This is a genomic window from Neobacillus solisequens, assembly GCF_051233465.1.
Taxonomy (GTDB): domain Bacteria; phylum Bacillota; class Bacilli; order Bacillales; family Cytobacillaceae; genus Neobacillus.
Genome location: NZ_JBKFGJ010000018.1, coordinates 79,658 through 103,590, shown reverse-complemented (window position 1 = coordinate 103,590; position 23,933 = coordinate 79,658). Strand labels below are relative to the sequence as shown.

Here is a 23,933-nt window from a genome sequence, read left to right as displayed (position 1 = left end):
GTATTTCCCATTGAGCCTGTTTTTATTAATTTAATTCAAAGGTTTTTTCACAGTTTGATAGAGAATATTCTTTCCTGCTAAATAAATTGTTTTAACAAGTATTCGCACACATTTCTAGAGCAAAGTCTTGCCGCTATATAAGGGGGGCGGATATCTATTGCACCTTCTAGTGGAAGCCCCAGCCATAAAACCTTTTCGTCAATCATGACAAACGGAAATGGAAACTGGACTTTAAGCAACTCGTCAGAAAAATCCCTTTCTTGATCGGAAATAACAGTCACTTTCAAATGTTTTCCTTTGTTTAATAACTGCTCTTTCCATTCATCAGATAAATTCGTTCCTACCGGCAAAGAGATGGTAATGGATCCCCTTGCCGAATTCAAATCCCGAAAAACTGCTTCCAATTTAATCGCATGAATCCACCTTAACTTTGAATGTTGATTTTGAACCCACGAACCAATTTCTTTTGTAGTAATGGATTGTTTATTCCGTACCTGGTGATCAACAAGCTGTCTTAGTGTTTTGCCTTGAAAAATATGCTTTTCAATAAAATTTCTGTTGCTGACATGTAGAAATTTCCCTTTTGTTCTAGTAATAGCCACGTTAATCAATCGCTCACTGTCTTTGCCGGTTAATAACATACCAGGCCTTTGTTGAGGAGCACTATCTACGGTATCGAAGATCATTACATCCCGCTCACTTCCCTGGAATCGATGGACAGTTGCCGCTATAATATCAGCTTTTTGGCACTCGTCCCTATAGATTTCTTCAAGAAGTGACTCCATAAGATTTGCCTGGGCCCGGTATGGTGTCACATAGCCAATCGATTTGGTTCCATCCAGGTATGCTTCATGAATTAATTGAAAAGACATTAATAACTGCAATAGGTTAAATCTGGAATTGGTTGTTTTATCACTTAAACAATGTAAACCTGTGAAACTAGTATCCACGAGAACGGTAGCGTGATCTTTTAAGGGTGCTTGGCTGACGATCTGATTTCTATTTTTATAGACACTTTGATGATCACCAACAAGTGAATGATAAATATAACGATTCGTAAAAGCAGAAATATCCGGGTGCATTCGCCGTTGTTCTTTTAGCAAAAATAGTTGTGGATGGAGTTCCCCATCATTAATCGAATCCACCACCCCTGCATGATGAAACACATCCTCTTTAAGCCATTTGGCCACCAGAGGATCCCTGCTTGAAGCAATTGGGGGCAATTGCTTGAAATCCCCGCAAATAATGACTCTCTTTCCGATTGCAGCAGCAAAAGCAGCCTGTGGAATATACGCCATACTTGCTTCATCGAGGATCACAACATCATATTCTTGTTCATAAATAGCACTGTCGCTGGCTGCCTTTGCCAGCGTTGCTCCGACAATGAACGCATCCTTTACTAATTGAACTTCTTTCTTGCGGATTTTTTCAAAAAGCTTACCAATTTGAAGTTCAAGCTCCATTACATGATCAGAATCCCGTTTACTAAAAGAATTGGCTAAATCTTGTTTTAAGTTGGTTCTTTCTTCTAATAACCTCATGCGATCCTGTGAGAGAAAGGGAACCTGTTTTTCAATGAGCCCTCCAGTGGTAATTTCGTGATGGTTTACAAGAGCATCTCCATTATTTCCCCCATAACGAAGTATATCTCCTTCTCGAAATCGGTGTTTTTTTTTAATAAAATCTGTCAACTCACTCATCAAAACATCCACAGCTTGATTACTATGTGATAAAATTAGCACTTTTTTCTGCTGAAAATATTTATTGGCTGCTGTTCTAGCCAGGGTATAAGTTTTACCAGTTCCGGGCGGTCCCCAGACGAATGTAACTGGATTATATTTTGAACGTAACACTAATTCATGGACATTACTTTTAATTTTTTCAATAGGATGCTTGGTATCCTTGGAAGGATTCATTAATCTTTTCACTCTGACTCGCTTTTGCTTGTTTTTTTTGATTTCGTCCAAGCGTTCGATTAAGTGTTCCAGCAGTTCCCACGGATCATGCAATAAAAAAGCATCAGGGATTAGGTCGCCAAAACCTTTCTCTAAAGAAAGAATGATCCCTCTCCCCTCGGAGGAGAGGACCTTTCCTTTGCTATTCATGGCACCCCATTCGAGTTTGATCGCCGAACCTACCGGAATCCGTAATGAGATAGCGGTGTCAAAATAATAGTTGTATGATTCCTCATTTGATAACAAGCGTCCGTTGGTAATGATAAATCGGCTTCCACCAAACTTTTTCAAATAATTTATTTCCAGTTGTAAGGCTTGCATCCACTCATTGATATATGTTTTCGTTGTCATTTGCTTCCCCTTGTTGTGAAAAAACTTTCTCTGTATCGATTTTTATTAAGTACTTTAACATACTCGGTAAAAATCCTTGCTAATTATTTTTGATGTGTGCGGTTAACTTTTGATAGGCATAATCAACTTGTTGATCGGAAGGAGGCACAATATGTTGTAATGGATATTCAAGGCCAAGCGCTTCCCACTTGTATACGCCTAGTTTATGATAAGGCAGAATTTCTACCTTTTCAACATTCTCCAATGTTCCAATGTATTCGCCAAGTCTTTCAAGATCCTCTTCATCATCTGTTATGGTAGGTACCAAGACATGACGCACCCAAATTGGTATTTTCCTGTCTGATAACAGCCTTGCAAATTCTTTAATATGGTCATTGGTCATTCCCGTTAATTTCAAATGCTTTTCCCGGTCAATATGTTTTAAGTCAAGTAAAATAAGATCAGTATAACGTAAAAGTTCGTCCAATTGATCAAGATATACTTGCGAATGGTGAAAGGAACCGCCGGAAGAATCAATCGTTGTATGAATCCCCTTCTTTTTACACTCTTTAAACAACTCGATGAGAAATGGGATCTGCAACAATGGTTCGCCGCCGCTTACCGTAATGCCGCCGCCGGAAGAATCAATGAAAGGGAGGTAGGTGATGACATCATTCATGATTTCAGATACGGACATCTTTTTGCCCGCGCCTATCTCCCATGTATCGGCATTATGGCAAAACTGGCATCGTAACAGGCAGCCTTGTGTAAACACAACATAACGGATTCCCGGACCGTCGACTGTCCCTAGAGTTTCAATTGAATGGATGTTTCCAAGCAAGCTGATGTCCCCTTTCAAAAGGTTTAGGAGCTACATAAAAATTTAGGTAGCTCCCAGTTCCATTATAAAGATTCGTGGAACGTACGATTTATTACATCGAGCTGTTGTTCTTTTGTTAATTTAATAAAGTTTACTGCGTAACCAGAAACCCGAATCGTTAATTGTGGATATTGCTCTGGATGTTCCATTGCATCCATTAATGTTTCTCTGTTTAAAACATTAACATTCAAGTGGTGTCCGGTTAAATTGGCATATCCATCTAAAATGGATACGAGATTACGGATTTGAGCTTCTGCTTCCTTACCTAAGGCTTTTGGGACAATTGAAAAGGTGTTGGAGATCCCATCCATTGCTTCGCTATACGGAAGTTTAGCAACCGATGCAAGAGAAGCCAATGTCCCTTTTGTATCTCGACCATGCATTGGATTTGCACCAGGCGCAAACGGTTCCCCAGCACGTCGCTGGTCAGGCGTTGTACCCGTTTTCTTACCATAAACGACATTAGATGTAATGGTTAGGATGGACAAGGTATGAACTGAATCACGATAGGTTGGGTGCTTGCGCAGCTTTTTCATGAATCGCTCCACAACTTCAACAGCAATACTGTCCACACGTTCATCATTGTTACCATATTTCGGATAATCTCCTGAGGTTACAAAGTCTACTGCTAATCCATTTTCATCGCGGATCACTTTTACCTCACCATATTTAATAGCACTCAAGGAGTCAGCAACGACGCTCAACCCTGCGATACCGGTTGCCATCGTACGAAGGATCTTCGTATCATGAAGGGCCATTTCAATCCTTTCGTAGCTATATTTATCATGCATATAGTGGATGATATTTAAGGTGTTTATATATAGTCCTGCAAGCCACTCCATTATTTGATCAAATCTTTGCATCACTTCTTCAAAACGTAATACCTCTGAAGTGATCGGCTGGAATTGAGGTCCAACTTGGATTTTCAGTTTTTCATCCATACCGCCATTTATGGCGTATAGCATTGCTTTTGCTAGGTTCGCACGTGCACCAAAAAATTGCATCTGCTTTCCAATCTCCATGGCAGATACACAACAGGCAATACCATAATCATCCCCGTATTCAGGGCGCATGATATCATCATTTTCATATTGAATCGAGCTGGTTTGAATGGACATTTTCGCACAATACTGCTTAAAGTTTTCCGGTAGTCGCGTTGACCATAAAACAGTTAGATTAGGTTCTGGAGCCGGGCCTAAATTATCAAGTGTATGAAGGAAACGGAAAGAATTCTTTGTAACGAGTGAGCGCCCATCCTGTGCCATACCTCCAATGGATTCGGTTACCCACGTTGGGTCGCCACTGAATAATTCATTGTAATCAGGTGTACGGGCGAATTTTACAATTCGAAGCTTCATAATAAAATGGTCGACGATTTCTTGGACCTGAGATTCAGTTAGGGTTCCATTTTGCAGATCCCGCTCTACATAAATATCAAGGAACGTAGATACACGCCCAAGGCTCATTGCTGCTCCGTTTTGTTCTTTGATTGCAGCAAGATAGGCAAGATATAACCATTGGAAAGCCTCCTGAGCATTTTGAGCAGGTCGTGATAAGTCAAAACCGTAACTAGTTCCCAGCTGTTTCAGTTCATTAAGTGCTCGATATTGCTCGGAAAGCTCTTCACGTAAACGGATGTTATCTTCTGTCATGATAGTACTAGTATTTTGGAAATCCTTTAGTTTTTCTTTCATTAGAAAATCTATTCCATATAATGCGACCCGGCGGTAATCCCCAATAATCCGTCCTCGTCCATAGGCATCTGGCAATCCGGTAATAATCCCTGCTTTACGGGCAAGCAGCATTTCTTTTGTATAGGCATCAAATACACCCTGATTGTGGGTTTTGCGGTACTCTGTAAAAATTTTCTCCACGTCCGGGCTTAGTGTAAACCCAAATGATTCACATGCTGCCTTAGCCATACGAATTCCTCCAAAAGGCTGCATGGATCGTTTGAAAGGTTTGTCTGTTTGAACTCCGACTATCCTTTCAATATCTTTATCCAAATACCCAGGACCATGAGAGGTAATCGTAGAAACAATTTCAGTATCCATTTCAAGGATTCCGCCTTTTTCCCGTTCCTGTTTCGTCAATTCCATTACCTTGTTCCATAGTTTTTGGGTTGCTTCTGAAGCCGGTGCTAAAAAGGAATCATTCCCTTCATATGGAGAGTAATTCTTAATGATGAAGTCCCGAACGTCTACCCTTCTTGTCCATTGACCTTTTATAAATCCTTCCCATTGTTCCATCCTTACTCACCTCTAATGGAGTTTTAATAAAAACGGAGCTAAAAAACAGCTCCGTTTTTATTTTTAATACCACCTATTTAAACACCTTTAAAAGCATTTAAATATACTTCCTCAAGCTCTTTTACAAGTGGCATTTTAGGGTTTGCCGTTGTACATTGATCTTCGAAGGCTTTGTCTGCTAAATACGAAAGCTTTTCTTTAAACTCTTGTTCACTTATACCTTGTGCTGCAATACTCATTTCAATATTTAATTCTTTCCCTAAATTAACTATTGCTGTTATGAGACTTTCAACGCCTTCTTCGGTGGTAGAAGCTTTCAATCCCAACATACGTGCTATTTCTGCATAACGTTGATCGGCGATAAAGTATTCATACCTAGGGAATGCAGTAAACTTTGTTGGCTTCTTAGCGTTAAATCGGATGACATGCGGCATTAATATGGCATTCGCACGTCCGTGAGGGATATGGAATTCCGCTCCGATTTTATGGGCCAAACTGTGATTAATACCTAAGAATGCATTGGCAAATGCCATACCTGCTATCGCTGAGGCATTATGCATTTTTTCACGAGCCTCTAAATCATTGCCATCTCGATAAGCTCTTGGTAAATATTTAAACACTAATTTAATTGCTTGTAAGGCGAGACCATCCGTATAATCATTTGCTAAAACACTTACATATGCTTCAATCGCATGAGTTAAAACATCCATACCCGTATCCGCTGTAATACTTTTTGGTACGGTTGTGACGAACTGTGGGTCGATAATAGCTACATCCGGTGTCAACTCATAATCAGCTAATGGATATTTAATATTGTTCTTTTTATCCGTAATAACTGTAAATGGAGTAACCTCTGAACCTGTTCCAGAAGTTGTTGGTATCGCTACAAATTGTGCTTTACGACCCAACTCAGGGTATTTGTAAGCCCGTTTACGAATATCAAGGAATTTAAGTTTCGGGCCTTCCAATGAGGTATCAGGATATTCAAAGAACATCCACATACCTTTAGCAGCGTCCATTGCAGATCCTCCACCAAAAGCGATAATGGTATCGGGATCAAATGCCCTCATGCGTTCTGCACCTTTTAAAACTGTAATATCTGAAGGATCGGGTTCAACATCCGAGAAGATTTCAATCTGGACTCTTTCACTTCGTTTTTCTAAATGATATTTAATGACATCTACATAGCCCAGTTTAACCATAGCCTCATCAGTAACAATAAAGGCTTTATTAATACGGTCCATCTTTTCTAAATACTGAGTGGAATACCGTTCAAAATAGATTTTTGGTGGAAGTTTTACCCATTGCATATTGTTATTTCTTCTTCCTAACTTTTTAAAATTTAACAAATGAACTGAAGTGACATTGGCGGAAACTGAGTTCTTACCATATGAGCCGCATCCTAATGTTAGTGAAGGAATGAATGCATTGTATAAATCACCAATTCCTCCATGGGTGGAAGGAGAATTTAGTATGACACGGTAAGCTCTTACCCGTAGACCAAATTCTTTTTGAATCTCGTCATCATTACTATGAATAACGGCAGAATGTCCAAGCCCGCCAAACTCAAGGATTTTCTGACAAGTATCGAACCCTTCATCTTTTCCTTTTACCTTAATGGCGGCTAGAACAGGACTCAATTTTTCCCTGGTTAATGGTTCACCTACACTTTCACATTCCACAATGAGAATTTTGGTATCCTGTGGTACATTCACACCTGCAGATGATGCGATTTCATAGGCAGATTTACCGACAATATCAGCATTGACAGCACAAGTATTTTCATTAATGACAAGACCTTCTAATTTTTTCTTTTCTTCTGGTGTAACAAAATAACAATTATTATCTGCAAATTCTTTTTTCACTTCATCGTATATGGCCTCATCCACTACAATGGTCTGTTCAGATGCACAAATCATTCCATTGTCAAATGTCTTGGATAGGATTACATCATTAACAGCACGCTTAATTTTAGCTGTTTTTTCAATATAACAAGGAACATTACCAGGTCCCACACCTAAAGCCGGTTTTCCTGTGCTATAAGCGGATTTAACCATCCCTGATCCACCTGTCGCTAAGACGAGGGCCACTCCGTCGTGATTCATGAGGCTTTTAGTTGCCTCTAAAGAAGGAACTTCAATCCATTGTATACAATTCTCTGGAGCCCCCGCCTTCACTGCAGCTTCTAAAAGGATTTTAGCTGCTTCTCTGCTACATTTTTGTGCAGAAGGATGAAAGGCAAAAATAATGGGATTTCTGGTTTTAATCGAAATAATCGATTTAAACATGGTGGTTGATGTAGGGTTTGTGGTTGGTGTTACACCTGCAACCACTCCAACCGGCTCGGCTATTTCAATTATGCCCGTTTGTTTATCTTCGCTAATGACACCAACTGTTTTATTATCTTTAATTGAATTCCAAATATATTCGGTTGCAAATATATTCTTTATGATTTTATCTTCATAAACTCCACGACCCGTTTCTTCAACTGCCATTTTGGCAAGTCGCATATGTTCACTTAAACCGGCTAAAACCATTGCATGAACAATTTTATTTATTTGTTCTTGATTAAAGCCCTCAAATTCTTTTAACGCCTTCTGCCCTTTTGAAACTAGGTCATTTATTGTTTCAGAAACAGTTTGTACTCCAACTGCTGTTTTCTCGGTAATTGCCATGCTTTAGAATCCTCCTAAGATTGCTGTTTCAAAAACCCTTGTTGTTATTGAAAGTGCAAACTTTATGTTGATCAGACAGTTTCTTCTTCAATAAACCGGGTACTTTTTTATCATACTTAGGTGAGAACTTTTTATTAGTTGTTTGCAGTTTTAAATATTGGATATTATATTTTTGTTATGTAAATGTATATAATAAAAGGCCCTTACTGCTAAAAGTAATGGGCCTTAAAATAAGAATATAACTTTTTTCCAATAATACAAAAAGGATAAAAAAATTAATGGAATCCAAAACACATTAGATGATTACTCACAAATGGGGTTTCTTGGTATTTTTTCAAAGGAGATATCTGTTAAAAGTTTTTCATATTTTTTTACAATTACTACATGATTTGTGGTCCAAATATAAGACGGAATCTCTTCATTCGTTTTAAACATCATTGCTTCAAATTCGTCGCCAATGGTTGCTTCAAAATCTTCCAACGTATAGGTATCTGCATCCGTTGAAAAATCTTTCCAATCACAAAGCATCATAACGTATCACTCCCTGCAAATAATACAATTCTACCGTTTTTAGCGTCCCCGAAGCATAAATACTTATACGCCATTTGTGAGGATACAGGGACAAGCTGATTCATGTTACGATCAACCCAACTGGAATCCTTTAAAGGGGTATTGTCTTCAGTTTTCTCCCGGATTCGTTTCATTTAGGTTTACCAGACAGTCTCCTAGAATGTTGTCTCCCCAACATAGTGTTAAATGATCCCTATCTTTAATGGGGCCAACACCTTCTGGGGTTCCGGTAAAAATCAAATCTCCCTCTCCTAAACCAAAGTTAAGTGCGATGAAATCTATTATAGTCCGTAATTCAAATATCATATTCTGTATATTTCCTTGCTGCACCTTAACACCGTTCTTAAGAAGGGAAAAGTCTATCTGTTTCATTTCGTCTACTCCAGGGAAAGGTATAAATTGGCTTACAATAGCTGAATTCGGAAATCCTTTTGACAATAACCATGGATGCCCTTTTTTCTTAAGTTCACTTTGCACATCCCTTAGTGTAAAGTCAATACCGATTGCCATACTGTCTACCATTTCATCCACTATTAATCCTTTTTCATAGGATCTGCCCATCCTAATCACAATTTCTGTTTCATAATGAATAGACCCACGATTCCCAGGCAAGGAAATTTCCTGACCCGTTGCTTCTATTAGGGCGTGAGTCGGTTTGGAAAAAATCATCGGAGAAGTCGGCACTTCATTTTGTAATTCTTTGGCATGTTCGACATAGTTACGTCCAACGCAATAAATGTTATTAAATTGTTTCAAGCTAATCCCTCATTTTATAAAGTTATTTATAGTTAAAATCTTACACCTCATACCTTGAATACTTCAAGAAAATATCAAAAAGAAAATGCACATGCAGTAGTGTACATCATACAATCCTGACAGTGAACGGAGCTTCTTGAACAAAAAAGGAAGGTGCCCCCCTAGGTGAGCTCCTTCCTTTTCCTACGATAAATTGATAGTTTTAGCTCATGCTTACCCACACATTCTGCCAAAAGTTGGTTTCATCATTCCACCTGAATTCCCAATATTCCGTCTTGCCGATACTTAAGGACTCTAAAATTGGCTTTTCCCAGGCTTTTTTGGCCGGCTGTTCAGAGTTTACTTTTTCCAGTTCCATATCTAATATCCTCCATTACTAGTATTTGCCGGCTCCCGTGAAAACACCTCGATCAAAATCCATTTTGTTAGTCGGCCCTTCGACATTGCCGGCCTTATCGATGGTATAGTATTCCACCGTATGGGTAACGCCAGCGGTCACAATAAAGGAACCATTATAAGTCTGCCAGGAACTACCGTTAATCCGAAAATACGTCTTATCAACACCTGATCCTCCAGTATCAGAAGCTCGCAAACTTACATTGAACCCACTGATGTAGCTCTGACCCAATTTATTTTTTGAAAAAATAGGATCAAGATGGTACAGAGTAACAGGTGCCGCCTTATCAAGATTCACGATGATGGATTTCGCCGTCTCCACATTTCCATCGTTGTCGGTGCTACGGTATTCATACGTGTAGATACCGTTCTCAGTGAGCGAAAGGGGAGCCGTATAGAGATTCCATTCCCCACCCGGTATCCGGTACTCGATAGATTTGACACCAGAGACATCGTCTGATGCCGTTAAAGATAAAGTCACTGTGGAATGGTACCATCCTCCAGAAGGACCATCTACCGCATTGGCAACTGCTGTCGTAACAGGAGGTTCCGAATCTCGGAGCTTCCATGTAACTTCAGCAGGGTCAGACGCAATTACCTTCGTCCCCTCTGTAACTTTAGCGGTCAACGTGTCTGTTCCCGCCTTCCCTCCTTTGTAAGAGAAGGTTACCTCTCCGTTCGAATCCGTTATACCCGTTAGTATTGATGTATTCACTCCAGTAATTTCCAGATTGATGGTGACTCCTGTTTTTGGGGCGTCCTGACTGTCGAAAACCGTGGCCTTCAACTGATGTTCCTCCCCAATAATTTGTGTCGCAGAGGCTGGAGTCAATTTAACGGCTGTAGCCGGGTATTTCCATTTTGCCTTAGCAGGGGCCGAAATCGCCTTCCCTGCAGTGGCCACTGCAGTATCTTCTCCACCATTAGTTCCCTTGTAAGAGAAAGTTGCAATTCCATCCGCATTGGATAGGACTGTGTACGTTCCGGCATTTGCTCCAGTCACTTTCAAGTTGACGGGATAACCAGCAACCACGTGACCCTTGGCATCCTTGACGAGTGCCTTCATTTCAGTGGTGTCTCCCACTGTATGATCTGCCACAGATGGGGTCAACTCTATAGAAGTTGGCGGTACGGAACCAAATCCGGATAACGGGGCCACATCGTCCATACATGATTCCACATAGGGAGTCGCTGTAAAGTTATGCGGGTTTCCCACTTCCTTACTTTTGGAATAATCAAGGAATAACAAGTGGCCGGAGTTGCTAGCCACTAAAATATGTCCCTTTCCATCGGCTGCCCCCTGATCAAACGTTACGCCAACAGGGGAAGTGTAAACTGAGACCACTTTTTCGGTGACTGGATCGAACTGAAGCAATTGATTGCCACCGTCTAATATTAAGTGTCCTGTATAGCTGTCAAAGAACATTCCGTGTGCCGCCTGCACATTTGAAAGCAGACGGGTGGTTTTGAACGTCGTCAGGTCAATCTTGCCAAAGGTACCGTATCCGTCAGCACGGCTATTTGTATAGAAGGCGTTCCCTGCCGCATCGAAAGCCACTGAGGTTACTGCGTTCTCGTCACCGATAATCGTATGGACAGTACCTGGGCCAAAAACTGGATCTAACGGAAACTCAATCAGAGAACCAGGTATACCTGCAGCCCAAAGTTTCTTGCCGCTCTTGTCGAGCATAAGGTGGTAGGCGGTTGCACCTGCAGGCTGTTTTACCGATTCCCCTGTCTCCCGGTTGATCTTGTAAACATAGCTACCTCCCCCTGACAGAAGATCGCCATCCGGTGCAAAAATTAAGCCATCAGCGTAGCCAACTTTTGAAACCGGTTGTGGGGTAGTCAAGGAGAAACCTACATTCCCATCATAAGTGAACTGTAGTTTTCTCACGTTATCCACCGCGCAGTATCGGCTGAAGTATAAATCACTGTCGGTGATGGCTGAGCCGGTGTTGATATATGGTGAGTAAACAACTACGTCGGTAGTGATTGTTACAGAAGCACCATCTTTATCTGTCACAGTCAACTTAGCCGTGTAGGTCTTATCTTCTGCCCCGTCCACTAATGTCGGATATATATGGGCTACGGCACATTGATTCGAACTAGCATTGTCACCAAAATCCCATTTGCAGGTGACTGTATCGCCTCCCGGATCCTTAATTGTAGGGTTAAACGATACGCTTTGGCCTGACTTCACATACTGCTTGCCCGTTACGTTGACAGTAGGGGGCAGATTGTTGACAGTTACGGTTTTCTGCTGCCGGGCATCCTGCCCTTTGTCATCCAAAATCAGCAGGTTCACCATGTAAGCTCCATTGTCCTTAAACGTATGGGCAACTGAAGCTGAGGAAGTTGCCCCGTCCTTTACGATTTCAGGTGTGTTGTCACCCCAGTTCCAGGTTCTCTGAACTTCACTTCCTCCATTTGGCTGAGCGGAAGTGTCAGTAAATGTTACAGACTGCCCTTCGTTTATCGTCACGGGTTCATAAGAGAAATCCGCCACCGCAGGTTCGAATACCGTCTGATTCAAGCTGTAAGTGCCCGATTTGCCGTTAGAATCTGTTGCGGTAAGTGTAACCTTATACGTGCCCGGATCTTCATAAGTATGGGTTGGAGATTGCTCTGTACTCGTCTGTTTATCACCAAAATCCCAGTTCCAGCTCACAATGGTCGCTCCAGTATCGACGGAGGTGAGGTTGTCAAAATGGACGGTTTTACCGCCCTCCTGACCGGTGTTGACCTTTAGCTGCTGGGTTGAGATGACTGTGCTGCTACCTTGAGTGTTCAACGGACGATACATGATGTATTTTGCCAGAACCGGCTTCTCAAGTGCGAAATCCTGCAATTTCCCGTTATCAGCCGTTGTCGCCTTCAGCACAGTTGTAAAGGCCGAATTGTCCGGGGTCGTCGTGGAAACAGCTATTTCGAAATCCTTGACCCTCTGATTGGCATAATCGATTCGAGGCATGATTTGTACCTTGTCTATCAGGAAAGTCTTGTTTCCTGCAAGTGCAAATTTCACATACTGGTTAGTAAGACTGCTAGTAGCCCATGGATACAATGATGCCATGGAGTAATCTAGCATTGCTTGTGGCGTATGAAATCCGTCGTACGAACTAGACGTTGCGATAACGGTAGCCCCGGATTCAAGCAGGGCAACGTTCCGTCCTCCCGTCTGCGGATTGAAGAAGACTTGGGGAGCCTTAGTCTTGTCGATGACGAAAGAGACACTCTTTGTCTCTTCAATGTTCCCCGCTTTGTCCACACTCCTGAACTCCACTTTGTGGGTTCCGGTGGCAGAGACTATTATCGGTGTCCCACTATATGTCTTCCAAATTTCATCGTCTAAACGGTATTCTGATTTTGCAATGCCCGAACCGTTCGAGCCTCCATCCTCCGACGAAAGCGTAATTTTTACATCTGAGGCGTAGTCCCCATCAGCTCCATCCGGCGTTGACGGATTCACCACAGCAGTAGTCACCGGCTTTACACGGTCCATTTTAACGGTAACTGTCTGAAGTAAAGTTGAATTTCCCGCATGATCCTCGGCCCGTACATCAACCGTATAGGTTCCGTCGGTGTTAAACTTTATGGGGTCCGAATAAGCCTGCCAAGTTCCATTGTCCATTCTGTAATCTGTATGGGAGAGACCCGAAACCCCGTCCGATACAGATACCGTCTGAATTACCGGACTTACGTACCATCCGTTCTCCCCATCCGGGGACGCTGGATTTAGTGTCGAGGATAAATTAGGTTTGTTTGTGTCTATTCGGAAGCTTATGGATTTCACCGTTTCCTGGTTCCCTTTATAGTCAGTGCTGCGGTATTCAAAGTTATGCTGTCCTTCAGCAGAGATACTCACTGGGGAGCTGTAATCCTTCCAATCACCGCCATCTAATGAGAAAAGTGTCGCCTTGACTCCCGACTTGTCATCAGATGCACTTAGTGTAACCTTTACTGGTGACGAAATGTACCAACCCTCTTTACCGTCCGGCTGTGTTGGATTAATGGTCGCAGTGGTTGCTGGCGCTTCAGTGTCGGGGTTCTCAACTGGATAGAGGATTGTAAAAGAAATAGACTTTACAGTTTCCTCATTCCCTGTGTTGTCTTTGCTTCGGTATTCCACCGAGTATGTTCCATCCGTACCAATGGAGAAAGGACCTGTATAATTCTTCCAAGTTCCTCCGTTTACCCTGTATTCAGTTACTGCAACACCCGTGTCATTATCACTCGCACTGAGTGAGACAGTCACCGGGGAGGCATATTTACCATCTTGGCCATCCGGCTTTTCCGGAGAAAGCGAAGCTGTAGTCACCGGTGCAATGCTATCCGCCGAAATCCACGAGACATTAGCTTTATTTGATGTGAGTAGCGCTGCTGTTGCCGTCACTGTATCTGATCCCTCATGTTCGCCGACATAGCTAAATGTAGCCACCCCGGAGCTGTCAGTCGTTGCGGTCAAAGTTCCCGGGTTGACACCTTCTATTTTCAGCTTAACTTCAAATCCCCTCACCACTTGGCTCTGATCGTCTAGCACGGTCGCCTTCAGCGTGTGCTCAGCACCTACCCGCAAAGACTTGTTCGCTGGATTTAGCACTATGGACGAAGGCAATGGTCTGAGCACCTGAACAGTCCAGCCTATACGTGTTGATCCCCCGAGTGGACTTGTGTCGGAAACAACAGCCTCAATCCTGTGCAGTCCCACATCAGTAGCAGTTGTGTTGTAGCTAAATGAAGTTCGTGCTCCTTTTGAAACGCCATCCACGAACCACTCCACCGATAGCTGATCCCCGTCTGCATCTGAGGCCGTCAGTGCAAACGAACTACTTTCTCCAATATGAAGCTCTACAAATCGTCCCTCAGGAGCGCTTGTGGAAATGACTGGCGGACGGTTGACGTTTGAAATCACAAGATCAGCATAATCGATACTAGAATTACCTTTTCCATCGGTCACCTTTAACCCTATGTAGCCGTGGAAAGGCTTCGAAAATGTGTGTTTTACAGTTATTCCCTCGGCATCTTCAAAGGTGCCATCTCCATCCAAATCCCATTGATACTTAGAAATTCCAACCGGACTCGTCGAGGCGGAACCATCAAAGGTCATTTCCGTCCCTTCAGTCCCCGAATATGGTCCGCCAGCCTTTGCAACAGGTTGTTCATCATTAAGAGTTGGGTCCTGAAGCAGTTGATTGATCACGCTGACGATTTGATTTCCGAAAGCTACAAGATTAGTACCGAACGTGTTATTAACGTCTATTATGGCGGAGCCTTCCTGGAGCATATCGTTTTTTGTCCAGGCGAAATCCTGCTTTGAAAAATCGTCCTTAAACTTTGCAATCTCAGCATCACTGAACCCTAATCCCAACAGATGACGGACTTCCTCATCCGTCAGCCCACTATCGTAGATTCGAGTGCGCAACTGCTCCAAATCTGCCATCGCTTGCGTCAGCGGGCGAGGATCTGTGGATAGTGCCTGATTGAAACGGGATATGCTCTGGTTCGTGCGCTGAATCTGGTTCAGCAGCAAATCGATGTTACTGTTGAGCGCCTTGACATGAGTCATTGCCCAGTTAACGCTTCCGTTAGCTTGGGCCCCTTGATATTTTTCAAGGAGTGCCCATAGTTGCTTTGTGACTGCTTGCTCGTTGGTAACCTCATTGGCTAGGTTTTGCATAGCGACGTCCACAGCATTACTGCTTTGGAAATCGAGAGCCGGTCTCGCTCCAAGTGGAACGATCTCCCGAAAATTGGGATCCGGCGGGTCCGCTGCTATCCCCTTATAATGCTTTGCCTGATTAGCCAACTGGAGAAGTGCAGCATCCCGAGGATCTTGAAGACCCGATCTCATCAGGAAATCCACCATCTTCTCATTGGGGTTATGGGCGTCAATCACTTTGGAAGACTTAAACAACTTACTTGCCCACTTCTCGTATTTTTCCCAGCGTTCAGCTTCCTTTTCAGCATCCTCCTTCATTTTCGTAAGATCAAGAGGAGGAACGACTCCCGCGGTGTACTCTACGGTAAAAGCTTTTTCAATGATCCCATCGATTGGGTCAAACTTTTCATTTTGACACTCGTCAAAGATGATGTCGTACGTGCCCGGTCCTATTTTTCCGTCGGGTCCTGTGGTCCCTATCAATTCTGAGATAAAGATCCCGCTCGACAAGCTCATGACCGCATTGGGTTCTCCCGAAACGTCTTCCAATTTCTTCCCATAATCCAATTCATTGACACTCCCGGTTGGAACCACGTAAAGATTGGTCCAAGACGTTAGTCCATCAGGGCTCCCTTCGGAGCATTCAGGAATGATCTGCATCTTCCCGGTGTGAATCCAAATTTCCTGATTGGCACCGAAATGGTGGGTAGTCATGTCTCCTTTTTCATTCCACCAGATCCATTGGCCAAGGCCATGGGCGCTCACCATCGGGATATTACCTGAGATCAGTAGCACCATGGAAAAAAATACTGCATAAAATTTCTGCCACTTTCGAAAAATCTTGTTCACCACCTCTAAAATATACTAGAAAGCTAGTGCCACCCCCTATGAGCAGACAGGCATTCATCCCGACAATAACAGGAAACTACATATTACACAAAGGCAAAAAACAGTTATTAAGAACATATTTTGTTCTTAATAGAGGGTTTTTCTCCGTTTTTCTCCGTTTTTTAAATTATTTGTAAATTTGTTAATTTCAAGATTGAGGTAACATTTGAAAAGTAAAAAGGTTACAAGCGCCTATCTCGGGATATCTATTTCTTCTTAATCGTATGCTAATTGGGGCTGGCTTTAATTTTGACCAATTTAGATAGACATGCATTGATTCTTGGAGGAATTTGGGCCGCAGTAGGATTTACATATTTGCTTTACTTACGAAATTGTTCAAGAATCGTCCTCCAAAATTAAAATTTGATGCAACCGGAGAACAAGTATCTAGATAAGACTAAAACTACACATGTTAAAAGGGACTTAGAGAAATTCTCTAAGTCCCTTTTAATTTATACCCATTGAATCGAACCAAACTCACCGTGAGGATGATTGTGTAATTTATATTTTCGATATTCATATTTTAATTTAGCAAGTGTCATCTCATAAAGCTGTTGATCTTCTTTATTATATACATTTAAAAAAATAAGCTTATTAATCAGTTTTTGGCGTTTTTTTTCATCATCGTTTCTCATCAAAACCACTCCTTCAAGTTTTCGGTCTGATTATATAGTTTTATTAGATTAATTCAATTATAAACCCATAATTCCTATCTGTAAAGTATGAATTATTTTTTTAAAAAAGACTCTGTTAAACTTGGCTGTTGATTTGCGTTCCAGGTGCTTCGCTTTCCGTGGGCGTTTCGGCGAGCCTCCTCGGCGCTTGCGCCTGCGGGGTCTCTCCAGAACCGTACTCCCACAGGACATTGATTTTCTTCCTAGAATTTGCCCACGCACGAAGGAAATGCGTTAGCATTTTCGAGGAGTCTTCGCACCTTCCTCTCCAATCAACAGAGTGTAAAAAATCAACACTGTTCTTTAACATAGCCTAAAAAAAAGACCGATATGCACAGCATATCCGGTCCTAATGAAACAATAGTGATAAACGAAGTAATTAACCCCGTCTTCCACCTCTACCGCCTTGTTTTGCCCCAGTGTTCCGTTTGAGGGTAGACAAATTTTCTTCACTGGTCTTTAAAAACTTAGCCATTTTATCTTCAAAACTTTCCTTTGGTTTAAAATTTCCCTTAGATCGAAAATCTTTAGAACGGTTATCTCCTCTAGCAGGACGTGGTGGACGCTGTGAATATGAAGAGGTTTGTCCTTCAGGTTTATCGACTGCTTTTTTGATTGACAGGGAAGTTTTTCCATCCTTCATACCAATTACTTTTACTTCAACCTGGTCGCCTACTTTGATAAAGTCATTTACGTCTTTTACATAACTATCTGCTACTTCACTTATGTGCACAAGACCTGTTGATCCATCCGGCAATTCCACAAATGCTCCGAAATTTGTAATGCCTGTAACTTTACCTTGTACTTTGCTGCCTACTTCAACTGACATAAAAATGATTTTCCCCCTCAAGAATGTAAATAATAAAAGGCTATAATAAATAAAAAACAGACCCAAATAAGAGTCTGCCTATTATTGTTTTTCTAATAATTAAGCTTTATGAACGTTAGAAGCTTGAGGTCCGCGTTGGCCTTGTTCTACGTCAAAAGTTACTTCTTGACCTTCGTCAAGAGTTTTGAAACCTTCGCTTTGGATTGCTGAGAAATGTACGAATACATCGTCTCCGCCTTCGCGTTCGATGAATCCGAAGCCTTTTTCACTGTTAAACCATTTTACTTTACCTTTTTCCATTTTTGTTGCCTCCCAGTGTGTCATTAAGCACACAATGATATACCATCCTTGTTCACAGTGATCATCTAGACAAAAAGTTCAACTTTTCCTATCTTAAACACCGAACAAAAACAATTCTGTATTAGAATAACACTTTTTATAAGTAATTGCAATAACACAGAAAAGTAAATTTACTCGCAAGATGTGAAAAATAATAAAAAAGCAGTTTGAAGAGAAAGAACTGGATAATATTAAGAAGTTCTGTCAAACTTATATTGTAAAGTCCTCTAAAACGTTACGAACAATTTATGATTGGACTATTTTAGATAGAAGAGAAGGTGAGAGAGAATGAAGGAAAGTCTTTTTTCAATTGGTGAAGAGGTTAAAATAAAAGAATCCGGCGAATCAGTAACAATCTCTAAATGTCAGTATGTTAAAAACATGAAAAGGTATTCATACATTGTTAATGAATATCCAAATACTTTTTTCTTTGAAGAAGAATTAACAGGAGAATAATATAATTTTTGAATATGGGATCTTCCTTCTTTTTTAAATTTCGTTATTAATAATGGTGGTGAGTTTGACTAACGGCATCTCATTATTTACCCCTTATTGGGGTACGTAAGCAGAATACAACGGTACTTCCTCTCACCTTTTTTTACCTTTAAGGCTGATTTTCAAGTTTTGTTTAATAAACACTCTTGTAAATCACCTCAATTGCTTTGGTAGAATATCTTCGCCACACCCATTCACTTATTTACCCGACTTAGTTAGCTTTATACCACTAAATACCTCCAAGACTTAATTTCCCTGCACATTCAACTTCCATTTTGAAGAAATATAATCCACAAATTCCTCATTTTCTAATTATTAATTAAATTATTCCAAAGGTGCATCCATCTTATCGTTATAGTATTATAATATATACAGCTTCTTTTTTATAAATATATTAGGTTCTATCAATTTATTTTTTATGCCTATTTTTAAATCATACATATTAACCGGCATAATTCTTTCATTTCTAAATCCAAAATAATTTGGTATACCTTTTTCATAGAAGTTCAAAAAAAGATACATATACACAGGGGGTAATCCTGAGAAATGACAGCACTGGAAATCTTAAGTTTAATCGGAATCGATATTTTGTTATCGGGTGATAATGCAGTGGTAATTGCTTTAGCCGCTAGTAAAGTCCCACAGAATTTAAGGAACCGAGCCATTTTCGGTGGGACAATAATGGCTATTTTATTAAGAATTCTAGCAGCAACCGTTTTAATTCAGTTTTTAGGATTGCCATTTCTTCAATTAGTAGGCGGGCTAATCTTATTGCGGATCAGCTATAACTTAATTGCCCACAAAGAGGAAGAAAACACGAAGATTAATGCATCTGATAAAGTTATAGGGGCGATCAAAACGATTGCGATTGCTGATTTCACCATGTCTATTGATAATGTGATTGCGTTATCTAGTGTTGCAGATGGAATTCTGCCGATTATTATTGGAATTGCCATTTCTATCCCTATCATTATTTTTGGAAGCAAACTACTAACGAATCTGATGGAGAGATTTCCAATCATCGTTTATGTAGGTGCAGGATTATTAACCTATGCTGCTGGTAAAATGATGGTTGAAGACAAAGGATTAGAACTGCTTCCTATCAATATTCCTGAATCACTACACTCCATCATTCCAATCGCTATGGCAATATTTTTAGTAGTTGTTGTGTATATAAAGAACAATATAGCGAAAGAAGCAAAAGCTACAACATAATCAATAAATCATTATCATGCACCGTTAATCGGTGTTTTTTTATGTAAAATTCTAATCATTAGTCCTTTACTATTTGATAAGTTAAAATTCAAATAAAATAAGCCCTCATATAACAGTTATGAGGGCCTTCTTCCTATTCTTATTTCTACAATTAGCAGATTTATTCCAGCTTTATCTACGAAGCTATTTTAGGAGTATATCCATTACTTTCCACTAACTCCTTAGATTGTTTTAAATCTGTGTACACTTCTTCTTTTAATGGATTCCGTTTATGCTTGATGATCTTATATATGTGATAAACAAAAACAGCGATATTGGAAGCCAATGATACACTGCTCATGAACCATAATGCTACTTCACTATGGGATGATTGAACAGCAAACATTGAATCCCCTACGAAAGCCGGAAATGACATTGTAAACATCATCCAAATTGCCAGTGTTTGTGCGCGGTGTTGCAACCAGGCTCCTTTTTTCATGAAGAAAGCAGGAATAGTACAAGAAATTAACAACGCTGCACCCGCATAATAGGAATGGTCTGAAACACAGTTGTAAACATAGGTAAAGTTCCAAAGATCATAGGCAATAATCCAAAACCACAATTGATCCGGCCAAACCATATCCCTATATTTATCTTTACTGATAATGATGCCCATCCAACCTGAAATTGTCACGATATTTAATATCCCAGCAATACCATTCATGATATTCCACGGACCGCCAACCATCATTACTCCATCTATCATACCGTGTAAACCGGAAACCTGAAAATCACGGATGACCGCTTCAAGAATATTTAGCGATAAAATAAATGCCGGAAACATCAACATGTACTTATTGGTATTTAACCCCTTAATAAACCGGAGCGCCATGAAGCCTAAACAGCCTGCCAATGCTGAATAAACTTTTACCCAATGAAACCATGTCCCTACACCTGAATCCTTATCTGCTGTATGAGGCCAAACTCCAATCGTTAACACAATAGGTACCAATAGAAATAAAAATAATGAGAACCATTTGTTCCTCCGGGCCATTTCATTAACCAGAATTAAAGCCCCTAATACTACGAACCACATCACGACAGAATACCAGGGAATATGTTCAAATAAAAACATAATTGAAACCTCCTTCACAATGTTATAAATCCTTGCTTACTTTGAATATAATTCATCGTAATTGGCCGTTCAAATCCACAAGGATGTTGATATAACAACATTCTAGATGTTTCATTTAAAGTTAAGTTTACATCCCAATAATCTTTATATACTCCCTGTATTTGTTGCTAAAAAACGATTAATGAAAGATTGACTGTAAACCTAAGTCGAAAGTAAAACTTTTTGAAATACCATTAAAAATAACGATCTACTAGGTATTTCGCGTATGTAATACAGTTTTCAATCGTTGAAAAGTTCATGATTTCCCCAGCCAGATACAATCCATTTCTTCCTTGCCGGTGTTCAAGTTTCTCATAGAAGCCTTGTCGTAAGGCAGTGGAATTAACATGTGGAAAATGTTGCCAACGTTTCATCATATAAAGACGGATATTTTCCCCACCAAGATTACGTAATTCGCACTCAATTGTTTCCCGCATCTGTTCATTTGTCATTACTTCATTTTCCAATACATATACAGTAACCAAATCAGTAGTCCCTTCATCTCCCCAGCGGTAAAACCAAGCCATCATATGTCCCTTTCGATCAGGATACATATTAGAGGGAATGTAGCCTGAGAGTTTCGGAAAATTATCCATTTGGTAAGCATACACTCGAAAGTGTTCATATTGAATTTCTCCAATTAATTCTTCTTCTTCCTTTCCTAATTGCATCATTCGAGATAGGCAGTGTAATGGGGATGTATAAATAACCTTGTCAAATTCAAAACCACCATGATCTGTGTGAACCCGTAACTTACCATCTTTTCTTTTTTCGATTTGGGTCACTGCACATGTAAGCCGTACATCATCTATTTGTTCTGCCATTCGTTGAACTAGTTTTTCTACTCCCTTAGGCCATGTGATCAAATAAGTAATTTCAATGAAAGAAATTAAATTTTCGTAGGTTAAAAATTTCAATACATAGGCAGCTGGGACTTCGCTAATATTGCCAAAACCAAATGTTGTAAAATAATGTCTAAATATTTGTTCTACAACAAAAAGTTCATGTTCTACGCACCATGTGGTAAATGGTTGACATAAATCAAGTGGTAAGTGGAGAAATCCTGGCTCTTTCAAATGTGAATACCTGGCCAAAATATCCGGAAGACGTTTAAACTCCTTTGTGAATTTTTCTATTTGATCAATGGGTATTTGCGGTACTCTTCTACCGCTACTATCAAAAAATTTTCTTTCCAGCAGTGGGCCACCTTCCAGTAGATTCAATTCCTCCATGACCACTTTTGTATTTTGATAGGATGGCAACCCCATAATCGCCCCCATCTCATATGTTTTTCCCTTGAATTCAATCGAACAGCATTTCCCGCCCACTCTGTCATTCTTTTCAAATAGAGTGATGTGACGATATCCCTTTTTTTTCAATTGAAATGCAGCAGCAACACCCGAAATTCCTGCACCGATGATTGCTATCTTATCATTTTTCAACGTTATCTCTCCTCGTATACAACCAGAGCGGCAAAGGTTCCTCCTGATTTATTGACTCTAATACCACTTCCGACGGTGTTTTCCCCTGATTAGGACCATCCGGTATTCCTTTGCTATAATTATAAAATTTTACATATTCATTTATTTGTATTTCCAACTGATCAAAAGATTCAACCGAACCGTCCCGTAATACATGTTCATAAAAGTCACTGGCTAATAAAGAACAAAACGTATGTAATGGATGAAAAATCTCTTGATCTTCTAATAATAGACTTATATGTTGAATATTGTTTTTCTGTAAAAAATCAGTATATACATGTTTACCACGTGTCCAGTTTGTACAAAACTCAAGGTTTTTGCTAGTTACTAAATTCTCAATTGAAAAGTGGAATGTTCTCATCAAAGGGATAATTTTTACTTGCATAAATTCCATAACATGAATTGCTTTTTTTCTCTGATATAATTTGACTATCGCCAATCCTGAATAGACATCATAAATCACATATTGGTAAACCTTACCGATATTAGGGAAATGACCCATATAAAAGATTCCTTGTAAACATAAATAACCCGGATGTGCATGTTCGGGGTTCTTCATTTTAAAATCTACAGGTTTTTGGATATGTTTATCTTTGGAGATTTCTAGACTTCCTTTAACCTGACGTTTCTTTTCTCTCTGTTGTTTGGCGTATGCTTCTCGCTGCTCTCTCCTGTTTAATTCTTTTCTCTTAAGCACATTGTAAATACCTGAATCACTTACATCTATGCCCTCTTCCTCAAGCTCATAGTGGATCCGTTTTGGACCGTCTTCTGGATGTTTTACTATATACTCCAATATGTACTTTTCTGTTTTTCTATCTACTTTATTCGGCATTACCGGTTTTCTCTCTTTGCTGGCCAGGCCATCCATCCCATTCTGCTTGTATGCCCGGTACCAACGGTAATAGATGGTCCTTGAAATGCCATATGTTTTACAGGTCTCCGAAATGTTATTACTGGCAATTCCCTGCAAGATGATTTGATACTTTTGGTTTTCGTTCATCACGCTCTCTCCTCGTCCCCTACATTTCCCATACCTTATATCAAAAGGTAACACGTCCTATATGTTTATTAAATAAACTGCAGAGAAAATTGCTATATTTTTCAAAAAGCAAACTTTTCCCTATCATCTGTACCAGTTCTTGGAACTACCTCAAATATCTTTTTTCATAAAAGAATTATAATAGTAAGATAGCAAATCTTATGCTTAAATTGAAAACCGCTTGAGCGAAAAAATAGTTAATCAAATAAAGAAAGTTGGTTATTATCCCTTCAATTTATAACCATATTTAATAGAATTCGGAAAAATACTACATTGAATTTGGAAGTTTTCATACATTGCCATAATTAAAATAATTTGCTGCATTATATCGGAGGAATTTTTAT

The 23,933-nt window shown here is 40.2% G+C and carries 16 protein-coding genes; 2 read left to right on the top strand and 14 right to left on the bottom strand.

The genetic code is table 11. From position 1 onward, the window contains the following. Positions 1-77 precede the first annotated feature (77 nt). The 11 genes from ACI3K6_RS17110 to ACI3K6_RS17060 form a co-directional block, all read right to left on the bottom strand. Positions 78-2,306 (bottom strand): AAA domain-containing protein, encoded by a 2,229-nt coding sequence (locus tag ACI3K6_RS17110; RefSeq protein WP_435555788.1) that lies wholly within the window; start codon positions 2,304-2,306, stop codon positions 78-80. Between the two features lie 79 nt (positions 2,307-2,385). Further along, positions 2,386-3,126, bottom strand: coding sequence for a pyruvate formate-lyase-activating protein (gene pflA / locus ACI3K6_RS17105; RefSeq protein WP_435555787.1), 741 nt, complete (start codon positions 3,124-3,126; stop codon positions 2,386-2,388). A 62-nt stretch (positions 3,127-3,188) separates the two neighbouring features. Then, positions 3,189-5,414: a formate C-acetyltransferase gene (pflB, locus tag ACI3K6_RS17100; RefSeq protein ID WP_435555786.1), complete on the bottom strand. Its 2,226-nt coding sequence runs from the start codon at positions 5,412-5,414 to the stop codon at positions 3,189-3,191. 77 nt (positions 5,415-5,491) lie between these two features. Next, positions 5,492-8,089 carry a bifunctional acetaldehyde-CoA/alcohol dehydrogenase gene (gene adhE / locus ACI3K6_RS17095; RefSeq protein ID WP_435555785.1) on the bottom strand — a complete coding sequence of 866 codons (2,598 nt, stop codon included), beginning with the start codon at positions 8,087-8,089 and terminating at the stop codon, positions 5,492-5,494. Between the two features lie 303 nt (positions 8,090-8,392). After that, complete coding sequence (locus ACI3K6_RS17090) at positions 8,393-8,620, bottom strand: hypothetical protein (RefSeq protein WP_435555784.1); 228 nt, start codon at positions 8,618-8,620, stop codon at positions 8,393-8,395. A gap of 147 nt (positions 8,621-8,767) precedes the next feature. Next, the gene (locus tag ACI3K6_RS17085; RefSeq protein ID WP_435555783.1) at positions 8,768-9,415 is read right to left on the bottom strand and encodes a fumarylacetoacetate hydrolase family protein; all 648 of its coding nucleotides are present in this window, start codon (positions 9,413-9,415) and stop codon (positions 8,768-8,770) included. 202 nt (positions 9,416-9,617) lie between these two features. Next, positions 9,618-9,773 carry a hypothetical protein gene (locus ACI3K6_RS17080; protein WP_435555782.1) on the bottom strand — a complete coding sequence of 52 codons (156 nt, stop codon included), beginning with the start codon at positions 9,771-9,773 and terminating at the stop codon, positions 9,618-9,620. Between the two features lie 18 nt (positions 9,774-9,791). Beyond that, a complete protein-coding gene (locus ACI3K6_RS17075; protein WP_435555781.1) occupies positions 9,792-16,322 on the bottom strand; it encodes an OmpL47-type beta-barrel domain-containing protein in 6,531 nt (2,176 codons plus the stop codon). Positions 16,323-16,813: 491 nt separating this feature from the next. Then, on the bottom strand, positions 16,814-16,996 hold the full coding sequence (locus tag ACI3K6_RS17070; protein WP_435555780.1) for a Fur-regulated basic protein FbpA: 183 nt from the start codon (positions 16,994-16,996) through the stop codon (positions 16,814-16,816). Between the two features lie 418 nt (positions 16,997-17,414). After that, complete coding sequence (locus ACI3K6_RS17065) at positions 17,415-17,864, bottom strand: S1 domain-containing RNA-binding protein (protein ID WP_335477259.1); 450 nt, start codon at positions 17,862-17,864, stop codon at positions 17,415-17,417. A 99-nt stretch (positions 17,865-17,963) separates the two neighbouring features. Further along, complete coding sequence (locus ACI3K6_RS17060; RefSeq protein ID WP_335477258.1) at positions 17,964-18,164, bottom strand: cold-shock protein; 201 nt, start codon at positions 18,162-18,164, stop codon at positions 17,964-17,966. A 327-nt stretch (positions 18,165-18,491) separates the two neighbouring features. Here ACI3K6_RS17060 and ACI3K6_RS17055 point away from each other — a divergent pair, with 327 nt between their 5' ends. Together ACI3K6_RS17055 and ACI3K6_RS17050 are read left to right on the top strand one after the other, a co-directional pair. Beyond that, positions 18,492-18,659 carry a hypothetical protein gene (locus ACI3K6_RS17055; protein WP_335477257.1) on the top strand — a complete coding sequence of 56 codons (168 nt, stop codon included), beginning with the start codon at positions 18,492-18,494 and terminating at the stop codon, positions 18,657-18,659. A 585-nt stretch (positions 18,660-19,244) separates the two neighbouring features. Continuing rightward, positions 19,245-19,913, top strand: a complete 669-nt coding sequence (locus ACI3K6_RS17050; protein ID WP_435555779.1) for a YjbE family putative metal transport protein — start codon at positions 19,245-19,247, stop codon at positions 19,911-19,913. A 175-nt stretch (positions 19,914-20,088) separates the two neighbouring features. Here ACI3K6_RS17050 and ACI3K6_RS17045 read toward each other — a convergent pair whose 3' ends face one another. The 3 genes from ACI3K6_RS17045 to ACI3K6_RS17035 form a co-directional block, all read right to left on the bottom strand. Next, the gene (locus ACI3K6_RS17045) at positions 20,089-21,027 is read right to left on the bottom strand and encodes a DUF5692 family protein (protein ID WP_435555778.1); all 939 of its coding nucleotides are present in this window, start codon (positions 21,025-21,027) and stop codon (positions 20,089-20,091) included. Between the two features lie 233 nt (positions 21,028-21,260). Then, positions 21,261-22,508 (bottom strand): NAD(P)/FAD-dependent oxidoreductase, encoded by a 1,248-nt coding sequence (locus ACI3K6_RS17040; RefSeq protein WP_435555777.1) that lies wholly within the window; start codon positions 22,506-22,508, stop codon positions 21,261-21,263. After that, positions 22,498-23,550, bottom strand: coding sequence for a helix-turn-helix domain-containing protein (locus tag ACI3K6_RS17035; protein WP_435555776.1), 1,053 nt, complete (start codon positions 23,548-23,550; stop codon positions 22,498-22,500). Before ACI3K6_RS17035 ends, ACI3K6_RS17040 begins: the two co-directional genes overlap by 11 nt. Positions 23,551-23,933: the final 383 nt, after the last annotated feature.